The organism is Polynucleobacter yangtzensis (genome assembly GCF_001595965.1).
GTDB classification, from domain to species: Bacteria; Pseudomonadota; Gammaproteobacteria; order Burkholderiales; family Burkholderiaceae; genus Polynucleobacter; species Polynucleobacter yangtzensis.
Window position 1 is genome coordinate 9,770 of the sequence record NZ_LOJI01000035.1, and the last position, 19,365, is coordinate 29,134.

Genomic DNA, 19,365 nt, shown 5'->3' on the forward strand with positions numbered 1-19,365 from the left:
GATGACCAAGGGCAATGGCACTTCCTAGCGGATTGACTTTGGTTTGATCTAAACCAAGATCGCGAATGACTGCTAAAGACTGAGCTGCAAAAGCCTCATTCAATTCTATCCAGTCCATATCCTGTAGATTTAAACCTGCAAGTTTTAAAGCAGTAGGAATTGCCTCTTTAGGTCCAATACCCATGATTTCTGGCGCTACACCTTTAACAGCAAAGCTTACAAATCGAGCTAAAGGTGTGAGTCCAAAGGTTTTAATGGCTTTCTCGCTAGCTAGAATCAGTGCGCCAACTCCATCAGAGGTTTGAGAGCTATTGCCGGCTGTAACGCTTCCCCTTGCGGCAAATGGAGATTTGAGTTTTGCCAATCCTTCGAGTGAGGTATCAACGCGCGGACCTTCATCCTTCAAAAACTCACGCCATTGAACATCAACTTGACCTTTATCTAGGTTCATTGAGCGATGAGCCACTTTAACTGGGAAGATTTCAGAATTAAACTCGCCAGCAGCTTGAGCGGCCATCGCTTTTTGATGCGATTGAAAAGCAAAGGCATCTTGATCTTCTCTACTGATCTTCCATTGCTGCGCAACTTTCTCAGCAGTTAAGCCCATGCCATATGCTATGCCAATGTTTTCATCCCCCACAAAGATCTCTGGTGACATAGATGGCGTATTGCCTCCCATAGGAACCATGCTCATTGACTCTACGCCACCCGCAATCATGACATCAGCTTCGCCAACCCGAATGCGATCTGCAGCCATAGCAATTGCATTTAGGCCAGAAGAGCAGAAGCGATTGACGGTAATGCCACCAACAGTATTGGGCAGACCGCCGAGGAGAAGTCCAATTCGAGCAACATTCAAGCCTTGTTGAGCTTCTGGCATGGCGCAACCAATAATGGCATCTTCAATTGCTTTGGGGTCTAAAGTAGGTACTTGCGTCAAGATATGTTGTAGAGCATTGCCAAGTAAATCATCTGGTCGAGTATTTTTTAATGCCCCTCGTCCGGATCTACCTACGGCACTGCGGGTGGCTGCAACGATATATGCGTCTTGGATATTTTTCATAGTGATATCTCAGTAAATTAGTTACGAACCGGCTTGCCGTTTTGCAAAATGCCCATAATGCGTTCCATGGTCTTTGGATGACCAATAAGCTCAACAAATGCTTGACGTTCTAGCTTGAGCAACCACTCTTCAGTCACAAGAGTTCCAGCATCGACATCGCCACCACTAATGATGTCAATAATCTTCTTGGCGATAAATGCATCATGCTCAGATATAAAACCGCCATCACGCATATTGATTACTTGACCCATCACTGTTGAAGCTACTGAACGTCCGCCTACCGGAATAAGAGCCGGAATAGGGGGTCTATAGCCTGCATAGCGCATGGCTTTGACTTGATTTTGCGCAAGCGACAACAACTCATAAACATTGGGAACAATGATGTCACCTTTTTGTAGGTAAGCCATCTTCAAAGCATCTTGAGCAGATGATGAAACTTTTGCCATCGCAGCATTTTCAAAAGAAGCTTTTGTGAAATCTAAGTAGTTGGTATTACCAGCAAGTGCTACACCTTGTGCCGCACGAATAGCCGCTTCTTTGAGTCCGCCACCGGCTGGCAATAAGCCAACGCCGACTTCAACTAGGCCAATATAGCTTTCGATTGCTGCAACCCTACGAGCAGATTGCATTACTAATTCACAGCCACCACCTAGTGCAATGCCGGATACTGCGCAAATGACAGGAACCTGCGAGTACTTCACGCGCATCATCGTATCTTGGAATAGCTTTACAAACGGCTCAACTCCAGCGGGGCCGCCTTCCATAGCCATTGGTATTGCTACTTCTAAGTTTGCACCAGCAGAGAATGGACCGCCAGGGGTACCAAGCTTAAGTGAGCTAGGTTGCCAGATTACTAGGCCCTCGTAGTTAGCTTCTGCAATTTCAACTGCTTTCTGAATGCCATTGAGTACATCAGGGCTGATAGTATTCATCTTTGATCTAAATGAAACGATCAATACATCAGGTTGAGCTTGGTCAATCCAGGCACGCAGTTCTGGGTTTTCGTAGATGGTGGTGCCAGCAGTTTTGGGATCAGGAGATCCATCACCCAAGAGGGGCGCTCTAAATACTTGCTTTTGATATACAGGTAAGTTTGAGCGAGGTACGTATTTATTCTCAGAAGCAGACCAAGACCCTTCTGGCGTATGAAATGCCTGTTTCTCAGCTACAGGGCCACTAAATAGCCATGCAGGTAAGGGTTCTTTGCTGAGTGTTTTGCCGCCATCAATATCTTCCTTGATCCAGTTGGCAACTTGCGTTACGCCAGCTGCTTGCCAGTCTTCAAAAGGGCCTTTGTCCCAGCCATAACCCCAACGCATCGCAAAGTCAATTTCACGAGCTGATTGAGAAATGTCAGCTAAGTGGATCGCGCAATAGTGGAAGATATCACGATAAATCGCCCATAAAAATTGCGCTTGAGGTTCATCTGTATCACGAAGTAACTCAAGGCGCTCAGCAATTGGCTTTTTCAGAATGCGCTCAATTAGAGGCTCAATGGTTGCGGTAGAAGGTTTGTATTCACCGGAAGCGGCATCCAAGACAAGAACATTCTTGCCATCTTTACGATAAAAGCCTGCCTTTGTCTTTTGACCTAAAGCGCCTTTGGCAATAAGCTGGGTTACTACCTCTGGAATTTTAAATAGAGTGGAGAAGGGATCCTCTTGTAAGGAGTTTTCCATGGTTTTGATCACATGAGCCATGGTATCTAAGCCAACAACGTCGCTAGTTCTAAAGGTAGCTGATTTTGCGCGACCGAGTTTACTGCCAGTGATTGCATCCACCGCATCAAACCCCAGACCAAATTTTTGCGCTTCAGCAAAGACCGCCAGAATTGAGAACACGCCTACGCGATTACCAATAAAGTTTGGCGTGTCTTTAGCTCTGACCACGCCTTTACCCATGGTGGAGGTCATAAATGTCTCTAGCGCATCCAAAACGGTTGGATCAGTATCGGCAGCAGGAATGAGCTCGAGTAAATGCATGTAGCGCGGTGGGTTAAAGAAGTGAACACCGCAGAAGCGTTTCTTTAGGTCGCCTGAGAAGCCTTTAGCAAGCTCACCAATCGGTAGACCAGAGGTATTGGTAGCAAAGAGCGCATGCGCAGGAATATGCGGGGCGACTTTCTCATAGAGAGCATGCTTCCAATCCAAACGCTCTGCAATCGCTTCAATAATGAGATCACATTCAGCTAACAACCCCAAGTCATCTTCATAGTTAGCCGCCTGAATCAAATTGGCATCGCTCGCAAGCCCTAAAGGGGCAGGCTTGAGTTTCTTAAGATTCTCAATGGCCTTAAGGGCTATCACATTTTTATGAACTGGTTTGCCATCATCAGATTTTCCTGGTAGGTCAAATAAGACAACTGGTAACCCGACGTTAATACATTGAGCAGCAATCTGTGCACCCATGACGCCAGCACCCAGGATGGCTACTTTTTTAATAATCTTGTTTTCACTCATAGTTCATCTTTCAGAAGAAATCAGCTGGCATTGCCATCAATGATTTGGAGCCGGCGCGTGCTTGACGAATCAGCATCGCAGTCTCAGGCAGGAGTTTGTCAAAGTAAAAGCGAGCAGTGGCCAATTTCGCTTGATAAAAAGGATCGTTGCTAGATTTATTGGCAAGTGCAATTTTGGCCATGCGTGCAAATAAATAGGAGTAAATCAGATGACCCACTACACGTAAATAGGGAACAGCAGCGGCGCCTACTTCTTCGTGATTCATCATGGCTTTCATGCCAATCTCTTTGGTGAGTTTTTCAACCTTAACGGCGATATCAGAAAGGGGGTCAATAAACTCCTGCATTTCTTTGCGGACGCCTTCATCCTCAATGAACTTTTCGATAATCTTTCCAAATTTGGTAAGTTTTTTACCCATATCACCAAGTACTTTGCGACCCAAAAGATCCAGTGATTGAATCGTATTGGTGCCTTCATAGATCATATTGATGCGAGCGTCACGCACATACTGCTCCATACCCCATTCGGCAATGTAACCATGGCCGCCAAAAACCTGCATGCCTTCATTGGTGGCTTCAAAAGCGTTATCAGTCAAGAACGCTTTAATAATTGGAGTGAGCAAGGCAACCATCTCACCTGTTTCTTTGCGAACGCTCTCGTCTGGATGATTGAGTTCGATATCGATCATGAGAGCTACCCAGTAGGAGAATGCTCTACCAGCTTCTGCATAAGCTCTTTGAGTCAATAGCATTCTGCGTACATCTGGATGAACAATAATCGGATCTGCCGCCTTTTCGGGCGCTTTCGCTCCGGTGAGGCTGCGCATCTGTAAACGCTCTTTTGCATAGACAACTGAGTTTTGATAAGCTACTTCGGTTAATCCAAGACTTTGCATGCCTACACCAAGGCGAGCCGCATTCATCATGACGAACATAGCATTTAAACCTTTGTGAGGTTCTCCCACCAGGGTGCCAATGGCGCCGTCAAAGTTCATGACGCAAGTGGCATTACCATGGATACCCATCTTGTGTTCAAGAGATCCACAGGAAACAGCATTAGCCTTGCCAACAGAACCATCTGACCCAATCTGAAACTTCGGTACCGCAAACAAGGAGATGCCCTTGCTGCCGATAGGTGAGTCCGGTAACCGTGCAAGAACAAGATGAACAATGTTCTCAGCAAGATCATGATCTCCGCTGGAAATAAAGATCTTTGTTCCGGTAATAGCGTAAGTACCATCAGCTTGAGGTTCAGCTTTGGTTTTAAGTAAGCCCAGATCAGTGCCGCAATGTGGTTCAGTTAAACACATTGTTCCAGTCCATTGACCAGATACTAATTTCTCAAGATAGGTTTTTTTCTGTTCGTCAGTACCATGGGCATGCAAGCACTCGTAGGCACCATGCGATAGGCCTGGATACATCGTCCAAGATTGATTTGCAGAGTTCAGGGTTTCATAAAGAACGGTATTGAGTAATTGCGGCAATCCTTGCCCACCATACTGGGGATCGCAAGATAGGGCGGGCCAACCACCGGCAACATATTGCTCGTAGGCTTGCTTAAAGCCAGTGGGTGTTGTGACCGATCCATCATCATGGCGTGTACATCCTTCCTTATCGCCAATCTGATTCAAAGGAAAAGCAATTTCGCTAGCGAACTTACCGGCTTCCTCGATGATTTGATTCATTGTGTCTTTATCAACATCTTGATAGGCTGGTAGGTTAGAAAACTCCTTACCAGCATCTAGTAGCTCATGAATTATAAATTGAATGTCGCGGAGTGGTGGGTTGTATTGAGGCATATTAGTTCCAGATTTGATAAAAATGAAAGTTATTTGGTGATTGCTTGGTGATTGAGAAAAATATTCTTAATGAGCTTATTTGCTAGTGCCAAGCTCTTTGGGTTTTGCAGAAATCTTGAATCGTGATGCGCTCCCAACACAATGCTGTAGAGATGAAAGAGCATTTCTTGGGGAACAACGGTTTTCTTGAGGTGTCCTTCTGCAATGGATTCATTGATGGCACGAAGCAGGGCGGAGCGCCAGTCTTCAACGCTGTGTACCAATTCATCACGTACAATTCCAGGACGATCGTCAAACTCAGCAGCGCCCGCAATAAAGAAGCAGCTGGAAGTATTCTCACCAACACCGATCTTCAGCCATGAATCAATCATTTGACGTAAACGCGGCAGGCCCTTAGGTTTGGTGAGTGCTGGCGCAAATACGCTATCAGCAAAGTATTGGTAGTACTTGCGTATCACTTCAATCTGCAGTTCTTCGCGGGAGCCGAAATGGGCAAAGACACCGCTCTTGCTCATGCCAACCAAGTCGGCTAAGTGACCAATCGTAATTCCATCAAGCCCCGATTTGCTGGCTATATTGAGGGCGGCCTGCAAAATCGTTGATTTTGTAGTTAAACCCTTTTTGGACTCAGTAGATAAAGCCGCAGAGGTAGACCTTGTATCAAGCATGGGTATCAATAATTGCCTTCATTGTTGTAAAAATAATACGATCGTTCGTTTATATTACAGCAATATCCTACAACCCACAACCCACGTCAAATAAGCACTACAGAATGCTTACTGCCCGTAGGACTAATTTATTTGTTGCATCGCAAAATAAATAAAGGGAAAACCCGAGATACAAATCAAATTAAAACTAATTAAGATTCATCCAGTTGTTTCAGATTAATTAGAAGAATCAAAAATAGGAAGATATATGAAAACAGTAAAGATTAGTGCATTGGTTTTGGCTTTGGCAGCTGCATTTGCTACTAGTGCTCATGCACAGTCGGCCAAAACAAATCCATGGGAAGGTGCTTACGGTCAAGTTGGCGTTGGATATGCCACTGTAACCCCTACCATTAATAATGGTACCGCAAGAGTGCCCGGCCTCCCAGTAACGGCAAACACAACTGCATCAAATGTTAATAACTTAAATACCGGTGTAGCTGTTCTTGCTCTTGGCTATAACTTTGCTGTCGATAAGTCATGGTTAGTTGGGCTTGGCGCCTCATATGCTCCAGGAGCAAGTTCATCGGCTACAGGTCAACTTAATGTCAATGCTCCAGTAAATCCTGCTCTTGGGCCATTGAGTGGTAGAACTCTGTCTAGCACGGTAGCTTCCTATCAGCTGAAGAATGTTTATTCCATTACCGTAAATCCTGGTTATGCCTTTGATAAGGATAAGATGGCCTATATGATGTTAGGGTATGCAGGTACAACTGTTGGTTTATCTAGCCCGGTCATTGCTTACAACACCGTTAACCTAACGGGTTACACCGTAGGTCTTGGCTACAAGCAAATGGTTACCAATTCACTCTATATGCTCGGCGAGGTTAAGTACGCCTCTTTCGGTCAAACAACTGCGTCTACGACCTCAAGCAATGGCGTTGCTATCTCTCAACCAGTTAGCGCAAATGCTGCTGAAATTCTCATCGGTGTAGGCTACCGTTTCTAATCGTTGCAAATTGTTCAGTTAAAGCCCTCTGCTCTTGGAGGGCTTTTTCTTTTGGATTTAATTGCTAGCAGTGCTTAGAATGAGTCATGCAGATTTAATAATCTGACTACAAATAAAAATATATCGAGACAGGAAATAACTACATGGTTAATCCCACAAAACCTTGGTTAAAAAACTATCCTGAGGGCGTTCCTCATGATGTTGACATCTCAGAATATGATTCATTGTTGGACATGTTCGAAGAATGCTTTGAGCGCTATCCAAATCGCCGAGCATGTGAGTATCTGGGTAAGTTTTTAACTTATAGCGAGCTTGATCAGCACTCCAGACATTTTGCCACCTACTTACAAAGTTTAGGCTTAGAGCCAGGGTCTCGAGTTGCCATCATGCTACCTAACGTGATGCAATTTCAGATTGCGATCTTAGGTGTATTGCGCGCTGGTTTTGTTGTGGTTAATGTCAATCCGCTTTATACGGCGCGTGAGCTGGAGTACCAATTAAAAGATAGTGGTGCTTCAGCCCTAATCGTTCTTGAAAATTTTGCACACGTTTATCAGCAAATTGCTGCAAACGTACCCTTGAAGAAAACTATCGTCACATCAATGGGTGAGATGATTGGCGTTAAAGGTGCAATCGTTAACTTCGTGGTGCGCAATGTTAAGAAGTTAGTACCCGCATGGCAATTGCCTGGTCACATTTTGTTTATTCAGGCTTTAAGTGAGGGTAGTCGCCATAAATGGAATAGACCTAATACAACTCTTAATGACATTGCTTTCCTTCAATACACCGGTGGTACCACTGGGTTGTCTAAAGGCGCCATTCTGCTGCATAAAAATATTCTGTCCAACGTTATTCAGACGGACTTATGGTTAGAGCCAGGATTGAAACGTAAGCAGGTAGACCAGCTAGTCTTTTTGTGCGCATTACCGCTCTATCACATCTTTGCTTTAACAGCATGTGCGCTTATGGGAATGCGCAAGGGCGGCCTTTTAATTTTGGTGCCCAATCCACGTGACTTTGATGGCTTCATTAAGTTATTGAAGAAGCATCCAGATATCAACATCTTCCCTGGAGTAAACACTTTATTTAATGCCTTGATGCATAAGCCAGAATTTGCTTCAGTAAAGTTCCCTAATATTTTGGCAACCATCGGCGGCGGTATGGCAATGCAAAAAGTGGTTGCTGATCAGTGGCAGAAAATGACTGGTGCTCCTATTGCTGAGGGTTATGGTCTATCAGAGACCTCTCCAGTCGCTTGCGTTAATTCTGCATTGATCGAGAGTTTCACCGGATTCATTGGCTTGCCAGTCCCTGGTACTGAGGTCGTTATTTTGGGTAATGATGGCATAGAAGTGCCGTTTGGTACTCCAGGCGAGATTTGTATTCGGGGCCCACAAGTGATGGCTGGCTATTGGAATAAGCCCGAAGAAACTAAGAATGTGATGACGGCTGACGGCTTCTTTAGATCGGGCGATATCGGCATCATGAATGCAGATGGCCTAACCAAGATTGTGGATCGCAAGAAAGACATGGTGCTTGTCTCTGGATTTAATGTGTATCCAAATGAAGTGGAAGAAGTGCTATCGCTCATTCCGGGTGTATTGGAATGCGCTGTCATTGGTGTACCAGACGAGGATTCTGGTGAGGCAGTAAAGGCGTTTATCGTTAAGCAGGACCCTGATTTATCGGAGGAGACTATCTTGGCGTATTGCAAAGAAAATCTCACCAACTACAAGCGCCCCAAGCACATTGTCTTCCGTAACGATTTACCGAAGACCAATGTTGGAAAAATTTTAAGACGTGAGCTCAGGGATCTATGAGTCATATCCCTAAAATATTGCAAGGGCTTCGATTGCCGGTCATCTCGGCACCGATGTTCACTGTGAGCTATCCAGAGCTCGTCCTTGCGCAATGCAAGGCAGGTATTGTGGGATCGTTCCCAGCCTTAAATGCCAGACCACAAGAGATGCTGGATGATTGGTTAACTCAAATCCAGAGTGAGTTGGCGGATTTTCAGAAATCCAATCCAAATTCTAAGGTTGGGCCATTAGCGGTTAACCAAATCGTTCACGTTTCCAATGCACGACTAGAACAGGATATGTATTCCTGTGTAAAGCACCGCATTCCGATTTACATCACTAGCCTGAGGGCTCCTGTTAAGGAGATTATTGATGCCGTACATAGCTATGGCGGCATTGTCTTGCATGATGTTGTTAATATTCGCCATGCTGAAAAGGCTTTAGAGGCGGGTGTGGACGGTTTGATATTGGTCGCTGCTGGAGCAGGAGGCCATGCCGGTGCATTGTCTCCATTTGCACTGGTAGGGGAAGTAAGAAAGATATTCCAGGGCCCACTGATTCTTTCTGGGGCAATCTCAACGGGTGATGCAGTATTGGCCTCACAGGCAATGGGTGCTGATTTTGCTTATATGGGGACTCGCTTTATTGCCAGTCAAGAAGCGCATGCGAGCGAGCAATATAAACAAGCCATTGTGACTGCACAAGCCGCCGATATTGTCTATACGGATCATTTCACAGGCATTCATGGCAACTATATTAAGCAGAGCATCATTAATGCCGGCCTAGATCCAGCCAATCTTCCAGATGGTGATCCGCAAGCGTTTGCCAAACTCTCGCAAGCGGGTAAAGATGGTTCTAGCGCTAAAGCTTGGAAAGATATTTGGGGTGCAGGTCAGGGCGTAGGTCTTATAGACGGGGTACCCACGGTTGCTCAGATCATGGATCAACTCGAGAGTGAGTATCAGGCGGCAAAGAAGCGCTTAGCCTCCTAAAATTTGCCTAATATAATGAGGAAATTATATTTCCCTCAACTGTCTTGCCTAATTAACTGCTCATCGTGATTCTTTGGCTACGCTCACTACTGTTTTACCTATTCGGCTTTACATCAGTCACCATTTTTGCGACTGCGATTATTTTGGTCATTCCATTTACTGGAATTCGTACTCGCTACAACATGGGTGTGGCCTGGTGCCGTTTAATTCAGCGAGCCTTATTTTTGCTTTGTGGCATCCACTCCCAAATCAAGGGGTTGGAACATATTCCCCAAGATCCTAATAAGCCATTAATTATTCTGGGTAAGCACCAATCAGCCTGGGAGACGTTTGTTTATCTATCGATATTTCCAAAGGAACTCTGTTTTGTATTTAAAAGGGAGCTTTTGTATGTGCCATTCTTTGGATGGGCATTAGCTTCATTGCGTATGATTCATATCAATCGTGGCGATCGAGAAAATGCCAGAGAAGCTGTTGCAGCTCAGGGTAAGGTGGTACTAAAAGAGGGTAGATGGATTGCGATTTTTCCAGAAGGTACTCGCACTCCTCGAGGATCGTTTAAGCCTTATCGCAAAGGTGGCGTACGTCTTGCCATTAGTACGCAAACCGATATTCTGCCAGTCGCACAAAACTCAGGTGCCATTTGGCCAAGAAAAACCTTTCTTAAGCACCCTGGTTTGATTACGCTTTCAATTGGGCCGGTCATTTCCGTTCAGGGTAAAACTGAAGAGCAGTTGCAGTTGGAGGTAGAGGCTTGGATTGAGGGTGAGATGCGCAGACTTGATGCGCCTGCTTATAGCAATTAAATAAGTAACAAAAAGCTAAAAATACACCTTAGCTTTTCTTGATCTTCTTGCGGATGTACAGAGTCTTTGTAATACGCGCAACGACATCTTCTTCGCGATCCTTAACATCCACTACAAAGTCCTTTAACACCTTATTACCAGACTCTGCGGCACTAATAATCTCGTCAATTTGTGATTGAGTCAGTTCAAAGGAGGCATGCACGGGCCCCTTGCCAGGCTTAAGAAATTCAATTTTGGCTGCTTGATCCCAAACAATGTAGCCTTTACCAATATTCTGAGACACCATCATCATAAAGAAGGGGTCAGTCATCGCAAATAGACTTCCGCCAAAGTGAACTCCCAGGATATTGCGATTTAAAAGACCATGCTTTAAGCGCACTTTGGCATGACGAAAATCTTTAGAAATACTTTCTACGGCAATGCCTGCACCCAAGAATGGGGGCCATATATTCATGCCCTTACGCAAAAGATTTGCATTCATCACAGTCTTTAACCTTTACTTAGACTGAGGAGTCTTGCCAACCATCTTGGCTGCCCTCAAGAAATCAAAGTCAACACCTTGGTCTGCTTGAGTAACGGTATCCAAAAAAAGCTTTTTATATCCTCGCTCAGCTGTTGGTGGGGTGATGGGGTTATCTTTCATGCGCTGAGCTAATTTTTCATCAGAAATTAAAAGGCTTATCTCACGATTTTTAACACTTAAGCGAATGCGATCGCCATTACGTACTTGAGCTAGAGGCCCGCCAATCGCAGATTCAGGTGTGACGTGCAACACAATCGTGCCAAAAGCGGTACCGCTCATGCGTCCATCAGAAATACGCACAATGTCTTTCACGCCTGCACGTGCCAATTTCATTGGGATCGGAATATAACCAGCCTCAGGCATACCAGGAGCACCTTTTGGCCCAATATTCTTGAGCACTAAAATATCTTCAGCCGTGACATCTAATTCTGGACTATCAATGCGGTTAGCTAAATCAGCGGCATCCTCAAATACTACGGCTCGACCTTCATGCTCCATCAGTTTTTCATTTGCTGCTGATTGTTTAATAATCGCGCCGCCAGGAGCAAGGTTGCCGTGCAATACGGCAATGCTGCCACGTGGATAGATAGGCTTATCAAAGGGGCGAACTACATCTTGTTTGAAGCTCGGCGGTGCAGCATCAATTTCTTCGCCTAGAGTTCTACCCGATACGGTCATGGCATTTAACTTCAGCAAAGGCCTAAGTTCGCGAAGTAGGGTAGTCATGCCGCCTGCGTCATGGAAGTTTTCCATGTAATGATCGCCAGAGGGTTTTAAATCAACCAGAACCGGAGTCTCGTCGCCCATCTTATCGAGAGCATCTAAGTCGATCTCTAATCCCATGCGTCCAGCAATGGCGGCAAGGTGAACAATACCGTTCGTTGATCCTCCAATCGCTAGCAATACACGCATAGCATTTTCAAAAGCATCTGCAGTGAGTACTTTGTCTATGGTTAAACCTTCTTTGGCCATCTTCACCGCACAAGTACCAGTTTCTTCAGCAACGCGGATACGATCAGCCGTAACAGCTGGAGGGGTGGCGCCGCCAGGAACAGTCATGCCAAGCGCTTCAGATATGCAAGCCATAGTGCTGGCGGTACCCATGACAGAGCATGTACCTACGCTGGCGACAAGCTGATCGTTCACTTCATCTTTTTCTACTTCATCAATTTCACCAGCGCGGAACTTACCCCAATAACGGCGGCAATCAGTACAGGCGCCAACACGTTCACTACGATGTGAGCCAGTCAACATTGATCCCGTAATCAGTTGGATTGCTGGCAGTCCTGCGGAAGCGGCACCCATCATTTGTGCAGGTACAGTTTTATCGCAACCACCAATCATGACAACGGCATCCATCGGCTGTGCACGCAACATTTCTTCGGTGTCCATCGACATCAAATTGCGTAAATACATGCTGGTAGGAGCCGCAAAACTTTCATGAATGGAGATTGTTGGAAATTCCATTGGCAAACCACCAGCTAACATAACGCCACGTTTTACTGCTTCAAGCAGTTGCGGCATATTGCCGTGACAAGGGTTGTATGCGCTACCAGTATTAATGATGCCAATAACAGGGCGATCTAATGCACTATTGGTATAGCCGGCACCCTTGATAAAAGCTTTGCGCAGGAATAAAGAAAATCCTTTATCGCCATAGCTAGTTAAGCCTTTGCGTAAACCGCTCTCTGCAGGGTCTTTTGGTTTATTACTCATGAATGTCTCAATTCTCTTTTTAGTGTTCTTTTGGGTTCATTGTAGCGATTCAAGACCTTATTTACCTACAGGCCGCCACCCCAGCGATATTGCCAAGAGAGCCCCAGTGCGGTGTAGTCGGTATTGGTATTGGAATAAACACCCTTACTACCAGTTAGGCGGATTGAATTGTGTTTATTGATAGGGTAAGACATGGTGCTTCCAAATCGCCAATTTTCCAGAGAACCAGTGATTGCTGTGCCATTGACATATTTTTGACCGCCGGTAAAGTAGGTGGCATCAGCAGATATATATGCCATATTTTGAAAGTAATAAATGACGTGGGCTTCAGACGAATATATCGGGTTTTGGGAGAGCGTATTGCTTCCCAGAAAGCTAGTGTTACTTGTATAGATCGTAGCCATACCCGCTAATTCCAAGCGCCATGGACCAATTGCTTGCGATGCTCCGATAGCAGGCTGAATCAGCGAACGATTAGCACCTACGTTGAGCATTTGTTCGCTGTTGTACTTACCCCATGGAATAGATGCGGCTAGGCTGGTGCCGATAATAAGATCTTGTTGATAATTTTTAAATTCATCTAAGGAGAGTGCTGGTGCTCCATAAAGATTGGCTGAGACTTTCACAACAGGATCGGATAATCCTTCAGCAGATGCGTTTATATTTTGAGGTCCAAGTGTGCCTGTCCCAGAGAGTTGAGCATACGGCACCAGGAGGCTGATTCGTCCAGACTGCCCAAAGACGTCGATGATGCGAGTTAGATTTACCGCTTCAGTAGTCAGCGTATAAGAACCACTTTTGGCCTGAGCAATGCCGCCTGTAACAAAATTGATGCCAATTGGCGCATTGGAATATGCACGAGCTTCAATTTCTTGAGCTTGAGCCTTCTGAAAAGTAAATACCAATAGGCATAGCCAAAAAATTCTCACGCAATACAAATAGATCAATTACTTTTTAGAACCAAACAGAATTGCCAGTGTGGCTGTATTGCCTATTGCTTGGTTCACACCAATAAAAATTAAATAGGGCCAAACAATAAGCCAGTAGAGAATGGACATTGCAAAAATTCTTAAAGGCTCGCCATTACCGAATGCTGCCATGGAAGCGATAAATGCCTTGCCATGAAATAACCCATCTACTCCTGCCTCTAGGAAGTTCAAGGCAAGTACGAAAATTAAATAAACAAAAGATTCGAACAAAAGAGAGTTCACAATTCCATGTTCTTTATTGATTTTGATCGGATAGGCCGCTTGTGCAATCAGCATAAATTTAGCGGAGATTCCTGCCTTGATTAATGCAAAGCCGAAGATCGATAACGGGATAGGGCGCTCCTCAAGAGCGGTCGCCGCAACAAAAGCAATTGCACAAAACCAAGCTCCGAAATAAAGGGTTAGGGCAAAAGCTTTTTTGGCTTCATCCTTGAGCTTATCTTTTAAGCTCAGATGGTTAGGTTTACTAACGGTATTGTTCGTCATTAAGAATAATCAATCAAAGAAATATAGGACGATCACTCGCCGCAAGTGGCGCAAGAGCCCGCAGTTTCCACTGGAGCAGGCTCCTGTGTATAGCGTGCAATAAAGGCATGCTTACTGTTCATCGGAATCTTGAGCCAAACAAAGTGGCCTGAGCCAGGTGCAACATCAATTGGTTCGCCATTCATATTCCACATTTCAGTCAAGACAACATCAGTATTGCCGTTAGGCTCAATGACCTCTAATTTGTCACCAACGGAAAAGCGGTTCTTAACGTCAACCTTGACACGTCCCGAAGCAGAATCGATATCAAGAGTCTCTCCAACATAAAGGCTGCGTCCTGATAGGGAATGGCCGCGCATATAGAGTTGATACTCTTTATCGTGGTGACGCTCATAAAAGCCATCGGTGTAGCCTCGGTTAGCCAAGCCTTCTAGCTGACCTAATAAAGCTGTATTAAATGGTCTGCCTGCTACGGCGTCATTGATTGCTGCTCGGTAGGCTTGAACGGTACGTGAAACGTAATAAGGTGATTTGGTGCGGCCTTCGATCTTGAAAGAATCAACGCCCATTTTAGTTAGGCGCTCGATATGCTCAACGGCTCGAAGATCCTTGGAGTTCATGATGTAAGTGCCATGCTCATCTTCTTCCATGGGCATCAAATCGTCCGGACGGCGGGCTTCCTGAAGAAGAACTACATCACCGCTGCCATTTTGTTGTCCAGGTTTGACCTTGTAGTCCCATCGGCAGGCATTAGTACAGGCGCCTTGATTGGAGTCACGATGAGACATATAGCCTGACAGTAAGCAGCGTCCTGAATAAGCAATGCAGAGCGCGCCATGCACAAAAACCTCAAGCTCCATTTCAGGACAGTCTTGACGAACTTCTTCGATTTCATCAAAGGAGAGTTCACGCGACAAAATGACGCGACTAATACCAACAGAACGCCAGAACTTTGCAGAAGCACCATTAACCGTATTGGCTTGAACTGATAAATGAATAGGCATATCTGGCCAAGCTTCACGTGCCATCATGATCAACCCAGGGTCTGACATGATTAAAGCATCCGGACCCAGGGCAACTACAGGAGACATATCGCGAATGTAGGTTCGCGTCTTTGCTCCGTGTGGCAATAAATTAGAAACTAAATAAAACTTTTTACCCATGTCATGGGCAGTATCGATGCCTTGCTTGAGAACCTCAATCTTGCCAAAGTCGTTATTGCGAACCCGCAGTGAATAACGAGGTTGTCCAGCATAAATGGCATCCGCACCAAAATCAAATGCGGTGCGCAACATGTTGAGGCTGCCAGCAGGGGCAAGGAGTTCGGGAGTCTTAGTCATGGGCTCTATTTTAGTGCGCTTAGACTTAATTTTGCTCAACATATCGATGGCGTCTAATAGGGCTCTACTGGCCACTTTAAGCAATAAAAAAGCCCCCAGATTGCTCTAGGGGCTTTACTTATTTGGCTCCTCGACCTGGGCTCGAACCAGGGACCTACGGATTAACAGAAACCCAGGCTCGTCAAATTATTATATAAAACAGTAGCTTATAGCGTTTTATATTAATTGTGTAATAAAACGTGTAATTGACATTTTGTAACATAATGTTACTAATTGGTTTTTGAAACCATTACATAGCCATGAGAGCTATATTTTATGTGCCTTTGCAGGTGTGTCCATTTTAACTTCATTGCTTCTCAATAGCGGCAAGAATATAGTTAAACATAAGAAGAGTGGAATTGATGTGCAATTCAAAATCAGCTTCTAGGTCTTATTTCGGAATTGCTTCATCTTTATAGTTGGCGATCAAATGCAAAAAATTTTCAGCATTGTTGAGTGCTTTAATAAGATCTATAGACGCCTTTCCAAGCATTACTAAAATGAGTTGTATTGAAAATAGGGCATGAATGAAATTTAGAACACTGAAAAACTGGCCTGACCTAGTTGGCTCCGAAGGGCTTATTTTCTTCTCCCAACTTTTTGAAGAGCTACTTTTTAATTACAGCCTAGATACTTATAAGCCCTCGGCTATGAACACGCCAATGCTTTGTGTCGAAGCACTGAAGTTGGTGAAAAATATTGAAGAAGGGTTTATTGATAAGTCAAATCTTTCCCATGTCTTGGATGAGCTGCTTCAAAATTTAAGTAAGGATGAAGTTGCCAAAGCCTTGCTATCCTTAGATATTCATACGATTTCAAGAAAATTTAATAATCCGGCAATCCCAATCTTGGAAATTGCAACAATTCTTGAATTAATTTTTGGGCAAATTAAGCCATCAAAATATAAGGCTAAGACCGAGCAGTTATTGTTGGATGCCATCACCAATCCAAATCAAAAAAATAGAATTAGGGCGCTAACCAGAAGTTATACAACAACGCTAATAAACCTAGGGTACAGCACAGACTTTCTTTACCCGACGGCAAGAATGTATTTTCATTTGAGCCCAAATAAAATATCTTGCCCGAAGGGCTTGCAAGGGTTTATAGATATAGTCTCTGCAAAACCCCAAGAATATATCGCGATATTTAAAGTCAACGCCTTGTTCGATGAGATCAATGATTCATGTGAGGTTTTTCATGTGCAGGCTTTAAAAGCTCTACCCAAAGACGTAGTGGATCTCGTAAAGATTCGGTCATTTGTTTTGGGTAAAGATGAAATTTTTTTAGTGCTTAAAGATATACAGGCCATGGACGTATTCTCCGCAAGAAGTTCTGCCGAAAGAAGAATAGAGCAAATTGCTACGCTGTATAGCTTATTCCATCATAAAGAGGTGGCAGCATGGAATCGCAGTGCACTTTTGATCAATTTGGAGACGGGGAAAAATCGAATTGTGCCAGCATCACATAACCCAATGTTAATGTGTGCCGACTCAAAAAGAGAGGATGTTGCGATAAAGTTAAGCGGTTTTATTAAAAACTTTTCCTTGGAGAGAAACAGCTTCGAAAAGTTTAATCGCTCCGCTGAATTGCACTCGCTTGCTTTAAGAAGTGATTCACCTGAAAATCAATTATTAAATCTTTGGGTTGCATTGGAAACCATTGTGCCAAGCAAGGCTGCTCAGGTAGCAAAGGCAAAAATTAATAACATTATTGACTCGGTGTTGCCATTTTTATCGCTCACATATGTCGAATCCTTAACTGATAGACTGGTGGCTGACTTTTCAATTTGGAATAGACGATTTTTTAATTCCGCGATTGAAGGAGTCGAAGGAGATAATGATAGAGATCGGATGTTAAGACTTCTGATTTTAGATGACTTTAAAGATAGGAAAAATCGTCTTTTTAGTGATCTGAGGGACTTTCATTTGCTTCGTAATCGCGCTTATTATTTTTCAGAAGAGCTAGCTTCGCCAAGCAAAATTTTAAAAATGTTGAATGCCCACTGGCAACGGGTTGATTGGCAAATCCGTAGAATTTATAGAACAAGAAACTTAATTGTTCATGCTGGAGATACACCGCTCTACACAGGAATTCTAATTAAGAATACTCATGATTATCTTGATATTGTTCTTAAAACAATTGGTAAGCTTGCATCTGAGGATAGTAAGGTCAATACTATTGACGGAGCGTTTAAATATGTCGAGCTAAGATACCAAGAATATAAAGAATTGCTTAGCAGTCAAAACGGGAAAGTTACCGAGGCAAATATCATGCAACTCCTCATAAGGACTGAAATTTAGTAGGAGATTTAACGGCTCTATCCGATAGTTTGAGGCAAAGAGAGGCGAGGCCTCATATTCTTGTTCTTATATGACATAAGAATACCGCTCTTTTCTTATGTATTTTCTTTTTGCGTTCAGCTGCTCTACACTTTAATTTCAGTTTTTTCCTTGGTTGACAGCAGTTTATTCTGGTAGCACTATGTAAGCGGTTGATTTAAATGAATTAAATGATATTTGAAGACTCATTTATGGGTTAAAAAGTATCAGCTTGTCTAGTGCCAAGGGATAGCCAATGAATGTAAAGCAAATATCAAATGTTATTTCTATAGAGGATGGTCGTCAGAATCCCTATGGGCTAGTTGAGCAAATTTTTAAAAAAATTGATGGGGCTTATTCACCAAATACGATACGAGCCTACAAAGCAGATTTTTTGGAATTCGTTCGTTTTTGTGACGAACGTTCTATGAAATCACTTCCAGCCAGTTATGAAGCAGTTGCCTCCTTCATAGATGAGAATGTCAATAGGGGGTCTAGCGTTAATTTCATAAAGCGCAAGGTAAGTGCAATTGCGTCGATGCATAAATTCTGCCGCCTACCAAATCCCGTTCACGATGTCGATGTCCAATTAGCGCTACGCCGTATGGCTAGAAAAAATGGGCGACAAAACAAGCAGGCCTATGGCCTAAATAGAAATTTATTTGCTGATTTAATGAATGCAACAGGTAATGACATGATTGGAAAGCGCGATAGGGCGCTGTTACAGTTGGGCTATGCCAGCCTATGTCGACGTCATGAATTAGTGGAGCTATTGGCAGAGGATATTAAGCGCAATGAAGACGGCTCTGTATTGCTGCATCAGCGCAGTAGCAAGATGGATACTTTAAGAAGAGGGCGATGGATTTATCTGCCGCCAGAAGTATGGATGGATGTGAGGGACTGGCTGGAGGCATCAAACATCAAGGAAGGCCCTATATTGAGAGGGGTCAGGCGTGGTGGCCAAGTGATGAATGAAGCCTATGGACCGGGGGCAATCAACCGTACCTATAAGCGCCTAGCCAGAAAAGCAGGATTTGATGAGGCGCTTGTTGCAGAGCTAACTAGTCACTCAACCAGGGTGGGGGCAGCGCAAGAGCTTTTGAGAACAGGGGCATCGCTTTTGCAGGTGATGCAAAGAGGTGGCTGGGGTTTGCCTCAAAGCGTACTAAAGTACGTCAAAAACGCCGACATGGTCCACGAATACCCCACTTGGCGTAAAAAGCATTTTGAGGATTCTGGACAGGCGGCACCGATTGAAAGGTAAAATAATCTATATTGAGGGGGTTTGTTGCAGTAGGCCAAATTTTTGCTAAAAATATTTTAGCTAATTAGTTTTTTCGTACCGCTACCTACGGTATCTTAATATGGGGATATGGATATT

The 19,365-nt window shown here is 44.2% G+C and carries 15 protein-coding genes; 6 read left to right on the top strand and 9 right to left on the bottom strand.

Going from position 1 to position 19,365, the window contains the following annotated elements; translation table 11 throughout:
* From JaK3_RS06875 to JaK3_RS06890, 4 genes are all read right to left on the bottom strand, one after another.
* Positions 1-1,063: acetyl-CoA C-acyltransferase (locus JaK3_RS06875; RefSeq protein WP_068323670.1), on the bottom strand; the 1,063-nt coding region annotated here is incomplete at its 3' end.
* A gap of 17 nt (positions 1,064-1,080) precedes the next feature.
* Entirely contained in the window at positions 1,081-3,522 is a 2,442-nt protein-coding gene (locus tag JaK3_RS06880; RefSeq protein ID WP_068322613.1) for a 3-hydroxyacyl-CoA dehydrogenase/enoyl-CoA hydratase family protein, read from the bottom strand.
* 10 nt (positions 3,523-3,532) lie between these two features.
* On the bottom strand, positions 3,533-5,320 hold the full coding sequence (locus tag JaK3_RS06885) for an acyl-CoA dehydrogenase C-terminal domain-containing protein (RefSeq protein ID WP_068322616.1): 1,788 nt from the start codon (positions 5,318-5,320) through the stop codon (positions 3,533-3,535).
* Between the two features lie 29 nt (positions 5,321-5,349).
* Complete coding sequence (locus tag JaK3_RS06890) at positions 5,350-5,988, bottom strand: TetR/AcrR family transcriptional regulator (RefSeq protein WP_068322619.1); 639 nt, start codon at positions 5,986-5,988, stop codon at positions 5,350-5,352.
* A 247-nt stretch (positions 5,989-6,235) separates the two neighbouring features.
* Between JaK3_RS06890 and JaK3_RS06895 the strand changes: the two genes are divergently transcribed.
* The 4 genes from JaK3_RS06895 to JaK3_RS06910 all read left to right on the top strand — a co-directional run bounded on the left by JaK3_RS06895 (position 6,236) and on the right by JaK3_RS06910 (position 10,573).
* Positions 6,236-6,976 (top strand): outer membrane protein, encoded by a 741-nt coding sequence (locus JaK3_RS06895; protein WP_068322622.1) that lies wholly within the window; start codon positions 6,236-6,238, stop codon positions 6,974-6,976.
* 143 nt (positions 6,977-7,119) lie between these two features.
* The gene (locus JaK3_RS06900) at positions 7,120-8,796 is read left to right on the top strand and encodes a long-chain-fatty-acid--CoA ligase (RefSeq protein WP_068322625.1); all 1,677 of its coding nucleotides are present in this window, start codon (positions 7,120-7,122) and stop codon (positions 8,794-8,796) included.
* Positions 8,793-9,767 (top strand): NAD(P)H-dependent flavin oxidoreductase, encoded by a 975-nt coding sequence (locus JaK3_RS06905; protein ID WP_068322629.1) that lies wholly within the window; start codon positions 8,793-8,795, stop codon positions 9,765-9,767. Before JaK3_RS06900 ends, JaK3_RS06905 begins: the two co-directional genes overlap by 4 nt.
* 68 nt (positions 9,768-9,835) lie before the next feature.
* The gene (locus tag JaK3_RS06910; RefSeq protein ID WP_068323673.1) at positions 9,836-10,573 is read left to right on the top strand and encodes a lysophospholipid acyltransferase family protein; all 738 of its coding nucleotides are present in this window, start codon (positions 9,836-9,838) and stop codon (positions 10,571-10,573) included.
* A 28-nt stretch (positions 10,574-10,601) separates the two neighbouring features.
* On the opposite strand, the gene JaK3_RS06915 is transcribed toward JaK3_RS06910, so the two are convergent.
* From JaK3_RS06915 to JaK3_RS06935, 5 genes are all read right to left on the bottom strand, one after another.
* Positions 10,602-11,054: a DUF4442 domain-containing protein gene (locus JaK3_RS06915; protein WP_068322632.1), complete on the bottom strand. Its 453-nt coding sequence runs from the start codon at positions 11,052-11,054 to the stop codon at positions 10,602-10,604.
* Between the two features lie 15 nt (positions 11,055-11,069).
* Positions 11,070-12,812, bottom strand: a complete 1,743-nt coding sequence (locus tag JaK3_RS06920; protein ID WP_068322635.1) for an IlvD/Edd family dehydratase — start codon at positions 12,810-12,812, stop codon at positions 11,070-11,072.
* A gap of 65 nt (positions 12,813-12,877) precedes the next feature.
* Positions 12,878-13,717: a transporter gene (locus JaK3_RS06925; RefSeq protein ID WP_205627517.1), complete on the bottom strand. Its 840-nt coding sequence runs from the start codon at positions 13,715-13,717 to the stop codon at positions 12,878-12,880.
* A gap of 42 nt (positions 13,718-13,759) precedes the next feature.
* Positions 13,760-14,287 carry a hypothetical protein gene (locus JaK3_RS06930; RefSeq protein WP_068322641.1) on the bottom strand — a complete coding sequence of 176 codons (528 nt, stop codon included), beginning with the start codon at positions 14,285-14,287 and terminating at the stop codon, positions 13,760-13,762.
* A 32-nt stretch (positions 14,288-14,319) separates the two neighbouring features.
* Positions 14,320-15,627 carry a peptidase U32 family protein gene (locus JaK3_RS06935; RefSeq protein WP_068323676.1) on the bottom strand — a complete coding sequence of 436 codons (1,308 nt, stop codon included), beginning with the start codon at positions 15,625-15,627 and terminating at the stop codon, positions 14,320-14,322.
* Between the two features lie 566 nt (positions 15,628-16,193).
* On the opposite strand from JaK3_RS06935, the gene JaK3_RS06940 reads away from it, so the two are divergent.
* On the top strand, positions 16,194-17,966 hold the full coding sequence (locus JaK3_RS06940; protein ID WP_068322644.1) for a hypothetical protein: 1,773 nt from the start codon (positions 16,194-16,196) through the stop codon (positions 17,964-17,966).
* Positions 17,967-18,240: 274 nt separating this feature from the next.
* Positions 18,241-19,248 (top strand): tyrosine-type recombinase/integrase, encoded by a 1,008-nt coding sequence (locus JaK3_RS06945; protein ID WP_068322647.1) that lies wholly within the window; start codon positions 18,241-18,243, stop codon positions 19,246-19,248.
* Positions 19,249-19,365: the final 117 nt, after the last annotated feature.

Excerpts from the sequence above, each read along its gene's own strand:
- JaK3_RS06880 (WP_068322613.1), bottom strand. The coding sequence starts at position 3,522 with ATGAGTGAAAACAAGATTATTAAAAAAGTAGCCATCCTGGGTGCTGGC.
- JaK3_RS06885 (WP_068322616.1), bottom strand. The coding sequence starts at position 5,320 with ATGCCTCAATACAACCCACCACTCCGCGACATTCAATTTATAATTCAT.
- JaK3_RS06890 (WP_068322619.1), bottom strand. The coding sequence starts at position 5,988 with ATGCTTGATACAAGGTCTACCTCTGCGGCTTTATCTACTGAGTCCAAA.
- JaK3_RS06895 (WP_068322622.1), top strand. The coding sequence starts at position 6,236 with ATGAAAACAGTAAAGATTAGTGCATTGGTTTTGGCTTTGGCAGCTGCA.
- JaK3_RS06900 (WP_068322625.1), top strand. The coding sequence starts at position 7,120 with ATGGTTAATCCCACAAAACCTTGGTTAAAAAACTATCCTGAGGGCGTT.
- JaK3_RS06905 (WP_068322629.1), top strand. The coding sequence starts at position 8,793 with ATGAGTCATATCCCTAAAATATTGCAAGGGCTTCGATTGCCGGTCATC.
- JaK3_RS06915 (WP_068322632.1), bottom strand. The coding sequence starts at position 11,054 with ATGAATGCAAATCTTTTGCGTAAGGGCATGAATATATGGCCCCCATTC.
- JaK3_RS06920 (WP_068322635.1), bottom strand. The coding sequence starts at position 12,812 with ATGAGTAATAAACCAAAAGACCCTGCAGAGAGCGGTTTACGCAAAGGC.
- JaK3_RS06930 (WP_068322641.1), bottom strand. The coding sequence starts at position 14,287 with ATGACGAACAATACCGTTAGTAAACCTAACCATCTGAGCTTAAAAGAT.
- JaK3_RS06935 (WP_068323676.1), bottom strand. The coding sequence starts at position 15,627 with ATGACTAAGACTCCCGAACTCCTTGCCCCTGCTGGCAGCCTCAACATG.
- JaK3_RS06940 (WP_068322644.1), top strand. The coding sequence starts at position 16,194 with ATGAAATTTAGAACACTGAAAAACTGGCCTGACCTAGTTGGCTCCGAA.
- JaK3_RS06945 (WP_068322647.1), top strand. The coding sequence starts at position 18,241 with ATGAATGTAAAGCAAATATCAAATGTTATTTCTATAGAGGATGGTCGT.